Below are 14,912 nucleotides of genomic sequence, written 5' to 3'. Positions count from 1 at the left end.
GCGCCGTGCGCCCTCGCGGACCGTTCCCGCCGCATAGCCGCCCCCGAATCCCCGCACCCCGGATCCCCCGCACCCCGGACCACCGTCCAGCGTGACCCGCCGCGGTGGGGGCACGCCAGACGCGCGGGGGTGTATTGCGCAGCGCGCGGGGCCCGCCACCGGCGCGTGTCGTACGCGCGCTACGCCCGGTACGACAGCCCGTGCCCGACCGGCAGGAGCACCGCCGCCGGGTCGTCGGCCCGCGGCACCGGCACCGGCAGCCTGCCCCGGGGCCGTACCCGCCCGGCGAGGACCCGGGCCGCCGCGCGCACCTCGACGTCGGTCCAGCCGTAGGCGGCCAGCACGGCCGCCGCGCCGGGCAGATGGGCGACGTCGTACGGATTGCGGACGGCGACCACCGCCACCGGCTTCCCGGTCGCCGCCAGCTCCCCTACCAGGACGGCCTGCGGGCTGTCCGCGGTGACGTTGCAGGTGGCGGCCACCACCGCGTCGGCGTCCCTCGCCGCCGCGACCGCCCGCGTGACGACGGCCGGGGCGGGGGAGGTGCCGGTGGACAGGGCGGTGACGGTGAAGCCCAGCTCGGTGAGCGCGTCCGCGAGCACATCGGCGGGCGGACCGGTGGTGCCCGTGGGAGAGGCCGGGTCCGCGCCCACGACCAGCAGTTTCGGGGTGCGGCGCCGGTCCAGCGGCAGCAGCTCCCCCTCGTTGACGAGCAGGGTCGTCGTCCGCTCGGCGATCCGGTCGGCCGCGGCGAGGTGCGCGCGGGACCCGACCGTGCGGTCCACCTCCCGCCGCGAGGTGTACGGGTCCCGGAACAGTCCGAGCCTCCGCTTCAGCCGCAGCACGCGCAGGACCGATTCATCGAGCCGCGCCTCGGTGATTTCCCCCTCCCGTACGGCGGTCAGCACCGCGTTCCAGGCCAGGTCCAGGTCGGGCGGGTTGAGGAGCAGGTCGGCGCCCGCCTTCAGCGCCAGCACCGGCACCCGCTCGTCGCCGTACCCGGTGCGCACGCCCTCCATGACGAGCGAGTCGGTGATCACGACCCCGTCGTAGCCCAGCTCGCCGCGGAGCAGACCGGTGAGGATCGGGCGGGAGAGGGTCGCCGGGTCACCGGAGGCGTCGAGCGCCGGGACCTTGAGGTGGGCGGTCATGATCGCGTCGACGCCGGCCTCGATCGCGGCCCGGAACGGCGGCGCGTCCAGCTCCTCCCACTCCTCGCGGCTGTGCGTGATGACCGGCAGGCCGGTGTGGCTGTCGACGGAGGTGTCCCCGTGCCCGGGGAAGTGCTTGGCGCAGGCGGCGACGCCCGCCCCCTGGTACCCGGCGACCTCGGCGGCCACCAGGGAGGCCACCGCCCGCGGCCGGGAGCCGAAGGAACGGACGCCGATCACCGGGTTGGCCGGGTCGACGTTGACGTCGGCGACCGGCGCGTAGTCCTGCCGGACGCCCATCGCGCGCAGCTCGGCGCCGGCGATCCGGCCGAGGGCGCGGGCGTCGGACCGCGAACCGCCGGCCCCGATCGCCATCGCCCCCGGGAGCAGCGTGGCCGGCGCGCCCACCCGGGCCACCGCGCCGTGCTCCTGGTCGGTGGAGATGAGCACGGGCAGCCCGCGCTCCAGCTCCAGGGAGGCCCGCTGGATGCCGTCGGACAGCTCGGCGATCTGGTGCGGGTCGCGGGTGTTGTGCGCCCAGGTGAAGTAGATGACGCCGCCGACCCGGTACTTGGCGACCAGCTCGGCGGCGGTGCGCACGCCCAGCTCCCTCAGGTTGGCGTCGGCGTCGGCCTGGTCGGGGGCGGTGGCGGAGTGGCCGTAGACCCGGGTGACGAACAGCTGGCCGACCTTCTCCTGGAGGGACATCCGGGCGACGAGGGCACGCGGCCCGTCACCGTCCGGTGCGCCGCCCCGCGCGGACGCGGTGCCGCCGGCCGCGAGGGCCGCGGTGACGCCGGCGCCGGCGGCGAGGAGGGCGCGTCTGGAGGGCTCTGCGGCGGACGGTGCGGCGCTTTCCGTGCTGCTGTCGGGCACGTGCGCTCCTTTGCGGGGCCGGGGCGGCTGACGGGAACTTCCGGGAAGTCAGCAATATCCGGGATGTTTCCGCCGGTCAAGGGAGCGCACGGAGGCGGCGGGGCGGAGCCGCCGCCGGCGCCGGGAGGGAGGGCGCCGACGGCGGCGCGGTGCCGGCCGGGGTGCGGCGGAGAGGGTCGGTCAGCGATCGCAGCCAGCAGCGAGGGCCGACACCGCACCACGGAGACTCGTCCGGCACCGCGGGCGTTGGACGGGCGGACCCGGGTCCGGGTTCCCGGCCCCGCCGAGCCGGCGCGGGCGCGCGCGGCGGGGCTGACGGGGCGTGGACCGTTCCCGCGGCTCAGGGGTGCGTGCGGGAGACGGACGACACCTCGGGCCCGGGGCGCCGTCCGCTTCCGGGGCGTCCGTCCGGCGGCCGGCGCCCTGGGGTCGGTTCCGTGTGCGTGGTCGGGGTGGCCGGAGGCTTGGGGACAGTCCCGTGCGTGGTCGGGGTGGTCGGTGTCTTGGGGTCGGTTCCGTGTGCGTGGTCGGGGTGGTCGGAGGCTCGGGGACAGTCCCGTGCGTGGTCGGGGTGGTCGGTGTCCCGGGATCGGTCCCGCGCGTGGGTCGGGGTGGCCGGCGCCCCGGGGTCAGTCCCGGGCGTGGGCCGAGACGGCCGGCCAGTGCGCGCGCAGCGCCCGTACCGTCTCCGCGATCGCCGGTCGCCGGGCCGCCCCCGTCCGCCACAGCGCGTACAGCCGCCGTACCGGCATCGGGTCGAGCGGCACCTCCACCACCCCGGCGGGCAGCGGCCCGCGCCCGAGGCGGGGGATGAGCGCGACGCCGAGCCCGGCGGCGACCAGCGCGACCAGCGTCGGGTTCTCGTCGGCCTGGTGCACGATGTCGGGCTCGTGCCCGGCGGCCCGCAGCGTCCGCACCAGCCAGTCGTGGCAGACCCGGCCCGGCGGCTGGCAGATCCACCGCTCGCCGCCCAGCTCCTCCCGCCGTACCGCGTCCCGCCCGGCGAAGGGGTGTCCCTCGGGGACGAGCAGGTCGCACAGGTCGTGCCCGATGAGCGCCTGCTCCACCCCGGCCGGCGCGGGCAGCGGCGCGATGTCCCAGTCGTGCGCCACCACCAGGTCGACCGCCCCCTTGGCCACCAGCCCCACCGACAGGTGCGGGTCGACCTCGGTCAGGCGCGCGTCCAGCGCGGGGTGCTCCCGGGCCAGTTCCGCCAGTACGCCGGGCAGCAGCCCGCGCGCCGCCGACGCGAACGCGGCGATGGCCAGCCGCCCGGCCGGCCGCCCCCGCCGCTCCTCCAGTTCCGTCTCGGCCCGCTCCACGATGCTCATCAACTCGCGCGCCGTTTCGGCGAGTCGACGCGCCTCGGCGGTGAGCCGTACGCCCCGCCCCTCCCGTTCGAGGAGCACCGTCCGGGTCTCCCGCTCCAGCTTGGCGATCTGCTGGGAGACGGCGGACGGCGTGTAGCCCAGCGCGGTGGCGGCGGCGCCGACCGTGCCGTGCACCGAGACGGCGTGCAGAGCGCGCAGTCGCTGGAGATCGAGCACCGGTCCTCCCGCGGTCATCGGTCGTGATGCGTCAGTGACCCGTCAGTGATCCGTCACTGACGCGCCAGCGATCCAGCGGTCCAGCAGTGGTCCAGCGCTCCATCGCTGGCGCGTCAGTCGTCCGTTCAGCGGCCCACCAGTGACCCGCCGGTATCATTTCAGCGTTGCTTCATCCAATCATGCAGTATTCATCGCTGGTGCTTCACGGTCCTCACCGGTCATCCTCGGCGTATGCGACCGTCCCACCTCGTCCTCGCCGTCCTCGTCGCCGCCGTATGGGGCGTCAACTTCACCGTCATAGAGATCGGCCTCGACCGCTTCCCGCCGTTGCTCTTCTCCGCCCTGCGCTTCCTGGCCGCCGCGCTCCCCGCGGTGTTCCTGGTGGGCCGCCCGAAGGTGGCGTGGAAGTGGACCGTGTCGGTGGGGCTGGTGCTCGGGGTGGCCAAGTTCGGCCTGCTGTTCGTGGGCATGGACGCGGGCATGCCGGCCGGGCTGTCCTCCCTGGTGCTCCAGATCCAGGCGGTGTTCACGGCCGTGATCGCCGGGGCGGTCCTGGGGGAGCGGCCCACGCGCGTGCGGGTGGCGGGCATGGCGGTGGCCCTGTCCGGCATCGGTGTCGCGGCCTGGGACGAGGGCGCCTCCGGCCCGCTGGGCGCCTTCGCCCTGGTGGTCGCGGCGGCGGCCTGCTGGGGCGTCTCCAACGTCCTGACCCGCAAGGCGTCCCCGCCCGACTCGCTGAACTTCATGGTGTGGGTGAGCACCGTCCCGGTGCTGCCCCTGCTCGCCCTGTCCCTGCTCGTCGAGGGTCCCTCCGCCGACTGGGCGGCCCTACGCGCGCTGGACTGGCAGGGCGCGGGCACGGTGGTCTACGTCGCCTGGGTCACGACCGTCTTCGGCTTCGGCGCCTGGGGCTGGCTGCTGCGCCGTCACCCGGCCTCGGCGGTCGCGCCGTTCTCGCTGCTGGTGCCGGTGTTCGGGATGTCGTCGGCGGCGCTGTTCCTGGGCGAGTCGGTCTCCCCGGCCCGCTGGTGCGCGGCGGCGCTGCTGGTGGGCGGGGTGGCGTTGACCTCCCTGCCGTCCCGGCACCGGCGGACCGGAAAACCGTTCGACGGCCCCGTCGGCGGCGGGAACGACGCGGCCGGTGCCGTTCACGATGAAGGCCCCGGCCCGCGACGGCACGCCGGTGCGGCTGGAGCCGCCGGCCCGGCGGCACGCGGCTGACCTCGCCGAGGTGGCCGAGGAGGACCGCGCCACCTGTGTCCACACCTGGGTGCCGAGGGCCGGCGAGGCCGACGCCTGCCTCGACGCGCGGCTCGCCGGGGCGGACTCCGGGCGCCTCGCCCCCTGCGCCCGAATCCCCCTCGCCACCGGCCGGACCGTCGGCGCCACGGCCTGCTGGGAGCCCCGGTCCCGGCGGACGGACGACGCCCTGGACGCCGTGGAGGGGCCGGCTTCACCCGGCTCGTCCGCTCGGCCCAGGGCACCGGGCTGACCACCGAGGCCGAACTGCTCCTCCTCCGGCACGCCTTCGAGGTCTGGGGAGTGGCCCGCGCCGACCTGAGGACGGACGCCCGCGACAGCCGCTCCCGCGCCGCCGTCGAGTCGGCGGGCGCCCGCTTCGAGGGCGTCCCGCGCAACCGGTCCCGCTCCTGGGTCCTCGGCGAGGAGGACCGGTCGCGGGACTCCGCCGGCCGCTCGATCACTGCGGCGGAGCGACCCGGGTGCCACGAGCGGCCGGCCCGGAAGGTCGCGGCCGGCGCGGCGTGAGGAGCCGCGGGGTACTGCCGGTACGACTATGGAACAAAGCCTCTTTTCGTCCCGTCGGCGCGCTTCTAATAAATGACTTGTCCGGCTAATTGTTCACCCGTGTGCCGCGCATCCGGTGGAGTGACCCGGCGTTAGTCGGAACATGAGCGAGGTGACTGGGTGCACGGCCGCGTCGAACGTGCTCTCGTTGGGTTCTTATACGTATGTCCACGCGCCGGTGTACTCGGCGACCCCGGTGAACGGAACTCTGTCGAAAGGTGGACTCCCCGTGACCCTCAGAGTGACGGAACCGATTCTGCGGGATTTCCTGGACGTGCTGGGTGAGCTGCAGGACGATTTCACCCGCCGCTTGGGCGCGATCAAAGAATGGTCAGTACTGTCGCGAGCTGAATGATCGGGCCCTATTTAACGTGTATGACGACGAACCCGTTTACGGCCGCGAATTCACGGGACCTTACGCGGCTTCTTACCCGAATTCCCACCCGAACCGCACCACCGGCGTGTACGACGAGGCGGGCCGCGGCCGGCACCGCGCTCCCGCCGACGACGCGGAACCCTTCCTGCCGGACATGTCCTGGGACGAGGAACTGGCCGTCATGCTCCAGGACGCGCTGGAGGAGCAGCGCCCCGGAGGGCCACCGCCGCCGGTCCGGTGGGGGGACGGCGCGGACGGCCGCGACGAGACACCGGCCGCCGCCCCGGCGCCGGGCAGCCCCCTGGGGAACCCGCGGGACAGCACGGAGGAACTGCCCCCGCTGAAGGGGCCCCGGACCGGCCGCGGCCACCGCCGGGCCCGTCCGCCCCGCCCGCCGCGCGGCCCCCGCGGCATCGAGGCCGTCAGTTACGCCACCGCGGCGCTCGCCACCGTCATCGCCTCCGGAGTGAGCCTGCTGAGCGGCATCGTGGCCTACGACCCGCTCCGCGTCGTCGCCGTCACGCGGCTGGAGCCCGATGTGGTCGCCTGGTGGCCCCTGCTGGTCTTCGGCCCCTGGCTCGTGGCGTCGCTCTCCGTCCTGCGGGCGGCGCTGCACCAGCGCCGTGCCCTGCACGCCTGGTGCGTCGTCCTGGGCTTCTCGCTGATCGCGGTCTTCCTGTGCGTGCTCCAGGCGCCCGGCACCGTCGTCGACGTGGCCGCCGCGGCCCTGCCCGGCCTGGCCTCCCTCGCCTGCTTCCAGCAACTGGTACGGCAGATCACCCTGACCCGGCCGCCCAGGCGCCGCGCCCCGCGCCACCGCGTACGCCCCGAGCCCCGGCAGCCGGCCGAACCGGACCGCAAGACCGGGACGGGCGGGCCGCCTGACACGACGTCTCACGCGGCACCTGCTGTGACGTCTCACGCGACATCTGACACGACGACGGACGCGGACGCCCCGAATCCGACGGCCCCCGCCCCCGCCGTCCCGGCCACCACCTCCGGCGTCCGGTACGACGCCCGCCGTGAACCCCGCGGTCCCGCGCCCGCGCCCACGCCGCCGGCCCGGACGCCGGAGCAGCCCGTCATGACGTACGTGATCAGCAACGGCCGCCCGCTGCGGACCCGGCCGACCGGTCGGTCCCGGTCCTTCCCGGCCCCCCGGACCGGCTGACCGCCGGGTCCGCCCGGCTCAGGCCGACTCGTTGAGCAGCCGGGCCAGGTGCCGCCGTCCCGCGTCCAGGACATCGGGCAGCGGGGCGGCGTCCTCGTACCACCGCTTCTCGTACTCCCAGCACAGCCAGCCGTCCCAGCCGTGCCGGGAGAGCAGGTCCACGCACTCGGTGAGCGGCAGCACGCCCTGACCGAGCGGCAGCGGCGTGGTGTCGTCCGCGGAGGCGATGTCCTTGACCTGCACATAGCCGAGGTGCGGGGAGAGCGCGGCGAAGGACTCCGCCGGCTGCTCGCCGCCCAGCCAGGTGTGCATCACGTCCCACAGCGCACCGGCCTGGCGGTGCCCGACCAGGCCGAGGACGCGGATCGCGTCGGCGCCCGTGCGGTGTGAGTCATGGGTCTCCAGGAGGATCCGCACCCCCGCCTCGGTGGCGTACTCGGCGGCCGTGCCCAGCCGCCGGGCGGCCGTCGCGTCCGCCTCCTCGGGGCTCTGCTCGGTGCCGCCGCCGGGGAAGACCCGCACGTACGGGGCGCCCAGGTCGCGGGCGAGGCCGAGCAGGTCCCGGATCTCCGCGAGGACGGGGGCGTCGTCGCCGGGGGCCGCGACCCGCACGTAGCCCGCGACACACAGGACCGCGACGCCGGCCGCCTCGAACTCGGCGGCCACCGCGGCCCGTTCGGCGGAGGACAGGCCGGGGTGCACCGGTTCCTCGGGGTGGGCGCGCAGTTCGATCCCGTGCCAGCCGTGCTCGGTCGCGAGCCGCAGCACGTCGGTCACGGGCATTCCGGGGACGCCGAGGGTGGAGAACGCGAGCTTCATGTTTCCGGACAGTACCCGCCGCGCCGTTCCTCACTCCCCGCGCACGCCTGACGCGCGGTGGACGCGGACCCGCGCACCGGTCGGCGCGGAGGCCGGGGGACCGGCTCGAAGCCGCGCGGTGGCCGGGGGACTGGTTCGAAGCCCACGGGGGCCGGGGACTGGTTCGAAGCCGCGTGGGGGTCGGGGGACTGGTTCGAAGCCCGCGGGGGCCCGGGGACTGGTTCGAAGCCGCGCGGGGGCTGGGAGGACCGGCTGAGAGCCGCGAGGAAGTCCTCGTCCGGGGAAATCGTCCTGCCGCCACCGGGGGACACCGGCATCACGACGAGCCGCCGCTCATCGCCCGGGCCCTCGCCCGGCAGCAACCGCACCGGCATGGGGCTGCCCACCACCAGCAGCCCACCACCACCAGCCCGCCGCCTTCGCACTCCCCGCCTACGCCCTCGCCCTCCCAGCCCTCCTCACGCTTCCCCACCCTCCCCGCGCAGCTCGCGCGGGCCCGCTGCGGGGACGGGCGGCCGGCGCACGACGCCGAGCCGTGGGCGGAGCGCGAGCCGACGGCTGAGCCCGCACCGACGGGCCCCACCGGCCGCCCCTTGAACCCCACCGACCGCCCCCTCACCCCCGCGGCTGGCCGGAGGACCCCCGCACCATCAGCTCCCCCCGCACCGTGGCGATCCCCCCGGGCGGCGCCTCCTCCCGCCCCATCGCGATCCGCCCGGCCCGCGCCCCCGCCTCCGCCAGCGGCAGCCGCACCGTCGTCAGCGCCGGTACCGCGTCGACGCTGAACGGCAGGTCGTCGAAGCCCGCCACCGACACGTCCGCCGGGATCCGCAGCCCCGACTCCCGCAGCGCCGCGCACGCCCCCAGCGCGACGGAGTCGTTCGCGGCGACCACCGCCGTCAGGGACGGGTCCCTGCGCAGCAGCTCCAGCGTCGCCTCGTAACCGGACCGGCGGTCATAGCGCCCGTGCACCGTCCACCGCGGGTCCTCCGCGATGCCGTGCGCGGCGAGCGCGGCCCGGTGGCCCTCCAGCCGGTGCCGGGTGGTCGTCCGTTCCACGGGCCCCGCGATGTAGCCGACGCGCCGGTGCCCGAGCCCGATCAGATGCTCGGTCAGCTCCCGCCCGCCGCCCCGGTTGTCGAAGGTGAGCGCGATCGCCCCGGTCTGCGGCGCCGGCGGTCTCCCGCACAGCACCACCCGCGTCCCCGCCTCCGCGAGCCTGCGCAGCTTCGCCGCCACGGCCGTCTGGTGCGGCGCGTCCTCCACCGCCCCGCCGGTCAGCACCACGGCCGCCGCCCGCTGCCGTTGCAGCAGCGTGAGGTAGGTCAGCTCGCGCTCCGGGGAGCCGCCGGTGTTGCAGACCACGGCGAGCCGCTCGCCGCCCGCCCGGCCGCCCGGCCCGCCGATCTCGGACTGGATCGCGCCCGCCATGATCCCGAAGAACGGGTCGGCGATGTCGTTCACCAGGATGCCGACCAGGTCGGAGGTGGCGGCGGCGAGGGCGCTCGCGGGTCCGTTCAGCACGTAGTCCAGCTCGTCGACCGCCTTGAGCACCCGTTCCCGGGTGGACGCGGCGACGGGGTAGTTCCCGTTCAGCACGCGCGACACCGTCGCGGGGGAGACCTGCGCGCGGGCCGCCACGTCCGCCAGGGTCACCGTCATGTCCTCGTCCTCCGCATCGTCGCGCCCCGAAGGCGCGTCGCCCGACCCGCCCCGGCCGTGGTCTTGTCCGGACCACCGTCCACAGGCTAGCTTCGTATCAGATAGAAAGCGCTTGCTATCACGCCCGTCCCGGCGGAAGCGGCGCGCGGACCGTGTACGAAGGGAATGACGTGACACGCAAGACGGTGCGTATCGCCATGAACGGCGTGACCGGGCGCATGGGCTACCGCCAGCACCTCGTCCGCTCCATCCTGGCCCTGCGCGAGCAGGGCGGACTCGACCTGGGCGACGGCACCACGCTGTGGCCGGAGCCGGTCCTGGTCGGCCGCCGTGAGCACGCGCTCAGGGCGCTGGCCGAACGGCACGGCCTGGAGCACGTCTCCACGGACCTGGACGCGGTCCTCGCCGACGACGGCGTCGACATCTACTTCGACGCGCAGGTGACCTCGGCCCGCGAGGAGGCGATCAGGAAGGCGATCGCCGCCGGCAAGCACGTCTACACCGAGAAACCCACCGCCACCGACCTCGACGGCGCCCTGGAACTGGCCCGCCTGGCCCAGGCGGCGGGCATCAGACACGGCGTCGTCCAGGACAAGCTGTTCCTCCCGGGCCTGCTCAAGCTCAAACGCCTCGTCGACGGCGGCTTCTTCGGCCGGATCCTGTCGGTGCGCGGCGAGTTCGGCTACTGGGTCTTCGAGGGCGACTGGCAGTCGGCCCAGCGCCCCTCCTGGAACTACCGGGCCGAGGACGGCGGCGGCATCGTCGTCGACATGTTCCCGCACTGGGAGTACGTGCTGCACGAGCTGTTCGGCCGGGTGACGTCCGTGCAGGCCCTCACCGCCACCCACATCCCGCAGCGCTGGGACGAGAACGGCAAGCCCTACGGCGCCACCGCCGACGACGCCGCGTACGGGATCTTCGAGCTGGACGGCGGCGCGATCGCGCAGATCAACTCCTCCTGGGCGGTCCGCGTCAACCGCGACGAGCTGGTGGAGTTCCAGGTCGACGGCACCGAGGGCTCGGCCGTCGCCGGCCTGCGCGACTGCCGCGTCCAGCACCGCTCCGCCACCCCCAAGCCGGTCTGGAACCCCGACGTCCCCGCCACCTACGCCTTCCGCGACCAGTGGCAGGAGGTCCCCGACAACGGCGAGTTCGACAACGGTTTCAAGGCCCAGTGGGAGCTGTTCCTGCGTCACGTCTACGCCGACGCCCCCTACCACTGGGACCTGCTGGCCGGCGCCCGCGGCGTCCAGCTCGCCGAGCTGGGCCTGAGGTCCTCGGCCGAGGGCCGCCGTCTGGACGTGCCGGAGATCGCGCTGTGACCCTCCGCCTCCCGGGCCCCGACGGCACCCTGCGCGCCTACGAGCCCCGCACCGAGCCCCTCGCCTTCTCCACGGGAAGCGCTTTCACCTCCCGTACGGTCTTCTCGGCCGCGCACGTCGTCGCCGACCCGTACGCCGACACCACCCCCGACGGCCCCGCCGCCGTCGACTGGGACGCCACCCTCGCCTTCCGCCGCCACCTGTGGTCCCACGGGCTCGGCGTCGCCGAGGCGATGGACACCGCCCAGCGCGGCATGGGCCTGGACTGGGCCGGCGCCGCCGAACTGATCCGCCGTTCGTCCGCCGAGGCGAAGGCGGCCGGCGGCCGGATCGCCTGCGGCGTCGGCACCGACCAGCTCACCGCCGGCACCCTCGCCGGCATCCGGGCCGCCTACGAGGAGCAGCTCGCCGTCACCGAGGAGGCGGGCGCCCAGGCCATCCTGATGGCCTCCCGCGCCCTGGCCGCGACGGCCGAGGGCCCGGAGGACTACCTGGAGGTCTACGGCCACCTGCTGCGCCAGGCCGCCGAACCGGTGATCCTGCACTGGCTCGGCCCGATGTTCGACCCGGCCCTGGAGGGCTACTGGGGCTCGTCCGACCTCGACGCGGCGACCGACACCTTCCTGGAGGTCATCGCCGCCCACCCCGACAAGGTCGACGGCATCAAGGTCTCCCTCCTCGACGCCCGGCGCGAGGTCGCCCTGCGCCGCCGCCTGCCGCAGGGCGTGCGCTGCTACACCGGCGACGACTTCCACTACCCCGAGCTGATCGCCGGCGACGACCAGGGCTTCAGCCACGCCCTGCTCGGCATCTTCGACCCGCTGGGACCGCTGGCGGCCGAGGCGGTCCGCGTCCTGGACACCGGTGACACGGACGGGTTCCGCGCCCTCCTCGACCCGACCGTCGCCCTCTCCCGCCACCTCTTCCGGGCCCCGACCCGCTACTACAAGACGGGTGTGGTGTTCCTGGCCTGGCTGGCCGGCCACCAGAGCCACTTCACCATGGTCGGCGGCCTCCAGTCGGCCCGCTCCCTGCCCCACCTGGCCCACGCCTACGAACTCGCCGACACCCTCGGCCTGTTCCCCGACCCGAAACTCGCCGAGGAGCGGATGCGGACCCTGCTCTCCCTGTACGGAGTCACCCAGTGAGCGACCTCTCCCGTTTCTCCGTCAACCAGATGACGGTCAAGCAGCTCACGCTGCCAGAACTGACCGCCGCCTGCCGCGACCTGGGCGTCGGCAACGTCGGCCTGTGGCGCGAACCGGTCCAGGAGTACGGCGTCGAGGCCGCCGCGAAACTGGTCCGCGAGGCGGGCCTGCGCGTCACCACCCTGTGCCGCGGCGGCTTCCTCACCGCCACCGACCCGGACGCCCGCGAGGCCGCCCTGGCCGACAACCGCCGCGCCGTCGACGAGGCCGCCGCCCTCGGCACCGACACCCTGGTGCTGGTCTCCGGCGGTCTGCCGCCCGGCGACAAGGACCTCGCCGCCGCCCGCGAACGCATCGCGGACGCCCTCGCCGAACTCGGCCCCTACGCCGAGGAGCGCGGCGTCCGCCTCGCCATCGAGCCGCTGCACCCGATGTACGCGGCCGACCGCTGCGTGGTCTCCACCCTCGCCCAGGCCCTGGACCTCGCCGAACGGTTCCCCGCCCAGCAGGTCGGCGTCACGGTGGACACGTACCACGTCTGGTGGGACGACCGGGCGCCCGAGCAGATCGCGCGGGCGGGCGCGGGCGGCCGTATCCACACCTTCCAGCTCGCCGACTGGACCACCCCCCTGCCCGAGGGCGTCCTCAACGGCCGCGGCCAGATCGGGGACGGCTCGATCGACATGCGGCAGTGGAGGGGGTACGTCGAGGCGGCCGGGTACACCGGCCCCATCGAGGTGGAACTCTTCAACGAGGGGCTGTGGGCCCGCGACGGCCGGGAGGTACTGGCACAGACGGCCCGGCGGTTCATGGAGCACGCGCTCTGACGCCTGCCCGGCACGCGCTCCGGCGTCTCCCCACGCGCGCCCCGGCGTCTCCCCGGCACCCTCTGACGTCCCGGGGAAAAATTCTCCGCGTCCTCGTGCAACCCTCCGCGCGTCCGGTGTGTCGTACATGGCGCCAGGACACCCGCAGGGGGAGATCCGGGGGGATCGCGGGTCCTGAGGGAGGGGAAACGCGAGGGGGCCCGGTCGGTGAACCGGGCCCCCGGAGTGTCACCCGGCGCGGGCGGGCCGGAAGAGGGCCCCGGCCTCCCTCACAGCGCCGCCACCTCCTCGGCGGTCGGGTACGACTCCTGCGCCCCCGCCTTGGTCACGGCCGCCGCGCCGACCCGGGCCGCGTACGCCGCCGCCTCGGCGAGCGGGGCGCCCGCGCCGAGCCGGTAGGCGAGCGCCGCGGTGAACGCGTCGCCCGCGCCCGTGGTGTCCACGACGTCCACCGCCACCGACGCCACCCGCGCCACGCCCTCCCTCGAGGCCACCAGCGCGCCCTCGGCCCCCAGGGTCACCACCACCGAACGCGGCCCCTTCGCCAGCAGGATCCGCGCCCAGTCCTCGGGGTCGTCGCTCACACGGGCGGTCCCGAGGATCACCTTGGCCTCGTGCTCGTTGACGATCAGCGGGTCGCAGGCGTCCAGCACCTCGCGCGGCAGCGGACGCGGCGGCGAGGGATTGAGGACGAAACGGCTGTCCGGCGGCAGGCTCCGCACCACCTCCACCACCGTCTCCAGCGGGATCTCCAGCATCGCGGAGACCACCCGGGAGGCGTGGAAGAGGCTGCTCGCGGCCCGGACGTCACCCGGGGCGAGCCGGCCGTTGGCGCCCGGCGAGACGACGATGCTGTTGTCCCCGGACGGGTCCACGGTGATCAGCGCGACGCCGGTCGGCACGTCGCCCACCAGGATCCCCACCGTGTCGACGCCGGCCGCCCGCTGCGCGTCCAGCAGCAGCCGGCCGTGCCCGTCGTCGCCGACCCTGGCCAGCAGGGCCGTACGGGCCCCGAGCCGGGCTGCGGCCACCGCCTGGTTGGCGCCCTTGCCGCCCGGATGGACGGCCAGGTCGGAGCCGAGCACCGTCTCCCCGGGCCCCGGCCGCCGCTCGACGCCGATCACCAGGTCGGCGTTGGCCGACCCCACGACCAGCAGGTCGTAGTCGTACATGGTCCCTCTCCCCGCATCCGAGTGCCGCGCCTGTGCCGCTGTGCCGCCGGTCAGCCGTCGAAGCCGGCCACATTCTCCTCGGTGACCACCTTCACCGGCACCCTGACCGTCTCCTCGGTCTTCTTCCCCGCGGCCGCCGCCGACGCGTACAGCGTGCCGTCCTGGACCGCCTTCAGCCCGTCCGGCGTGCCGTCGGACCCGACGGCCCGCACGGACGTCCCGGCCTTCGCGCCCAGCACCGTGATCGCGCCGAGTGCCGTCTCGCCGTTCTCCACGAAGACGCCCTTGGTGCTTGGTGCTCGGTGCTCGATGCCGGGGCGGGCCCGGAGCGGGTTCGTCGTCACGTCCAGCCCCTTGGCGCGGTCGGAGCCGGCGGGCTGCTCGGTGCCGTTGCCGGCGGCGGTGGACACGCCCGGCCCGGCCGCCTCGGTCGCGGGGCGTAGGTCCCGCGCCCCGGACACGCCGCGCCCCGCCGGGCTAAGCTCGTTCCTCATGGACGCCACGCCGGTCGCCGGCCGCCGGACGCTGTTGGACCGTACGCGCGACACTCTGCGGCGGCTCACCACCGAGCGGGACGTATGGGTGTCGACGGCTCACCCGGACCACGGTCCGCACCAGGTGCCGCTGTGGTTCCGGTGGGACGGGCGAGCCGTGTGGCTGTGCACCGGCGCCACGTCCGTGACCGCGCGCAACGTCCGCGTGGAGCCGCGGGTGCGCCTGTCGCTGCCGGACACCTTCGACGTCGTGCTCCTCCAGGGCGAGACGGAGTGCTTCACCGAACAAGAGGTGCCCAAACCCGCCGCGGAGGCGTTCGCCGACAAGTTCGGGTGGGACCCGCGCGGGGAGGAGGGCTCCTTCCTGTATCTGCGCGTGACCCCGAGGACCGTGCGCGCCTGGCGCGGCGAACCGGAGCTGCGCGGAAGGGTCGTCATGCGGGACGGGACGTGGCTGGAACAGCGGCCGTCCTCGACGAGCACGCCCCGGACACCGGACGGCCGGTGACAGGATCGCCGGACGCACAGCGAACTCATCCGC

At 74.9% G+C, this 14,912-nt stretch carries 14 protein-coding genes and 1 pseudogene; 9 read left to right on the top strand and 6 right to left on the bottom strand.

The genetic code is table 11. The features are described from left to right. Positions 1 to 179: 179 nt before the first annotated feature. Together ACY1JF_RS03205 and ACY1JF_RS03200 are read right to left on the bottom strand one after the other, a co-directional pair. A complete protein-coding gene (locus ACY1JF_RS03205) occupies positions 180 to 2,027 on the bottom strand; it encodes a glycoside hydrolase family 3 protein (protein ID WP_462703404.1) in 1,848 nt (615 codons plus the stop codon). 629 nt (positions 2,028 to 2,656) lie between these two features. Next, positions 2,657 to 3,574 (bottom strand): LysR family transcriptional regulator, encoded by a 918-nt coding sequence (locus tag ACY1JF_RS03200; protein WP_462703403.1) that lies wholly within the window; start codon positions 3,572 to 3,574, stop codon positions 2,657 to 2,659. 231 nt (positions 3,575 to 3,805) lie between these two features. Here ACY1JF_RS03200 and ACY1JF_RS03195 point away from each other — a divergent pair, with 231 nt between their 5' ends. From ACY1JF_RS03195 to ACY1JF_RS03175, 5 genes are all read left to right on the top strand, one after another. Then, a complete protein-coding gene (locus ACY1JF_RS03195) occupies positions 3,806 to 4,795 on the top strand; it encodes an EamA family transporter (protein WP_462703402.1) in 990 nt (329 codons plus the stop codon). Then, the gene (locus tag ACY1JF_RS03190) at positions 4,758 to 5,066 is read left to right on the top strand and encodes a hypothetical protein (protein ID WP_462703401.1); all 309 of its coding nucleotides are present in this window, start codon (positions 4,758 to 4,760) and stop codon (positions 5,064 to 5,066) included. Before ACY1JF_RS03195 ends, ACY1JF_RS03190 begins: the two co-directional genes overlap by 38 nt. Before the next feature lie 50 nt (positions 5,067 to 5,116). Then, positions 5,117 to 5,341, top strand: a complete 225-nt coding sequence (locus ACY1JF_RS03185) for a hypothetical protein (RefSeq protein WP_462703400.1) — start codon at positions 5,117 to 5,119, stop codon at positions 5,339 to 5,341. 268 nt (positions 5,342 to 5,609) lie between these two features. Next, positions 5,610 to 5,735, top strand: a complete 126-nt coding sequence (locus ACY1JF_RS03180; RefSeq protein ID WP_462703399.1) for a hypothetical protein — start codon at positions 5,610 to 5,612, stop codon at positions 5,733 to 5,735. 106 nt (positions 5,736 to 5,841) lie between these two features. Then, positions 5,842 to 6,927 carry a DUF2637 domain-containing protein gene (locus ACY1JF_RS03175; RefSeq protein WP_462703398.1) on the top strand — a complete coding sequence of 362 codons (1,086 nt, stop codon included), beginning with the start codon at positions 5,842 to 5,844 and terminating at the stop codon, positions 6,925 to 6,927. Between the two features lie 18 nt (positions 6,928 to 6,945). On the opposite strand, the gene ACY1JF_RS03170 is transcribed toward ACY1JF_RS03175, so the two are convergent. Both ACY1JF_RS03170 and ACY1JF_RS03165 read right to left on the bottom strand, forming a co-directional pair. Continuing rightward, positions 6,946 to 7,746, bottom strand: a complete 801-nt coding sequence (locus ACY1JF_RS03170; protein WP_462703397.1) for a sugar phosphate isomerase/epimerase family protein — start codon at positions 7,744 to 7,746, stop codon at positions 6,946 to 6,948. A 615-nt stretch (positions 7,747 to 8,361) separates the two neighbouring features. Next, the gene (locus ACY1JF_RS03165) at positions 8,362 to 9,408 is read right to left on the bottom strand and encodes a LacI family DNA-binding transcriptional regulator (protein ID WP_462703396.1); all 1,047 of its coding nucleotides are present in this window, start codon (positions 9,406 to 9,408) and stop codon (positions 8,362 to 8,364) included. A 170-nt stretch (positions 9,409 to 9,578) separates the two neighbouring features. Here ACY1JF_RS03165 and ACY1JF_RS03160 point away from each other — a divergent pair, with 170 nt between their 5' ends. The 3 genes from ACY1JF_RS03160 to ACY1JF_RS03150 are packed head-to-tail and all read left to right on the top strand — an operon-like array spanning position 9,579 to position 12,705. Beyond that, entirely contained in the window at positions 9,579 to 10,730 is a 1,152-nt protein-coding gene (locus ACY1JF_RS03160) for a Gfo/Idh/MocA family protein (protein ID WP_462703395.1), read from the top strand. Beyond that, on the top strand, positions 10,727 to 11,878 hold the full coding sequence (locus tag ACY1JF_RS03155; protein WP_462703394.1) for a dihydrodipicolinate synthase family protein: 1,152 nt from the start codon (positions 10,727 to 10,729) through the stop codon (positions 11,876 to 11,878). The genes ACY1JF_RS03160 and ACY1JF_RS03155 overlap by 4 nt, the downstream gene beginning before the upstream one ends. Then, entirely contained in the window at positions 11,875 to 12,705 is an 831-nt protein-coding gene (locus ACY1JF_RS03150; RefSeq protein ID WP_462703393.1) for a sugar phosphate isomerase/epimerase family protein, read from the top strand. The genes ACY1JF_RS03155 and ACY1JF_RS03150 overlap by 4 nt, the downstream gene beginning before the upstream one ends. 269 nt (positions 12,706 to 12,974) lie before the next feature. Here ACY1JF_RS03150 and ACY1JF_RS03145 read toward each other — a convergent pair whose 3' ends face one another. Both ACY1JF_RS03145 and ACY1JF_RS03140 read right to left on the bottom strand, forming a co-directional pair. After that, entirely contained in the window at positions 12,975 to 13,877 is a 903-nt protein-coding gene (locus ACY1JF_RS03145; RefSeq protein ID WP_462703392.1) for a ribokinase, read from the bottom strand. A 50-nt stretch (positions 13,878 to 13,927) separates the two neighbouring features. Beyond that, positions 13,928 to 14,341: pseudogene (locus tag ACY1JF_RS03140) on the bottom strand (type 1 periplasmic-binding domain-containing protein); the annotation flags it as partial. A 28-nt stretch (positions 14,342 to 14,369) separates the two neighbouring features. Here ACY1JF_RS03140 and ACY1JF_RS03135 point away from each other — a divergent pair. Next, the gene (locus tag ACY1JF_RS03135) at positions 14,370 to 14,879 is read left to right on the top strand and encodes a pyridoxamine 5'-phosphate oxidase family protein (RefSeq protein ID WP_462703391.1); all 510 of its coding nucleotides are present in this window, start codon (positions 14,370 to 14,372) and stop codon (positions 14,877 to 14,879) included. The last annotated feature ends 33 nt before the right edge of the window (positions 14,880 to 14,912 follow it).

The organism is Streptomyces sp. SYSU D01066-1, assembly GCF_054956795.1.
The sequence above is the reverse complement of the archived record's forward strand: the minus strand, read 5'-3'. Positions and strand labels throughout refer to the sequence as shown.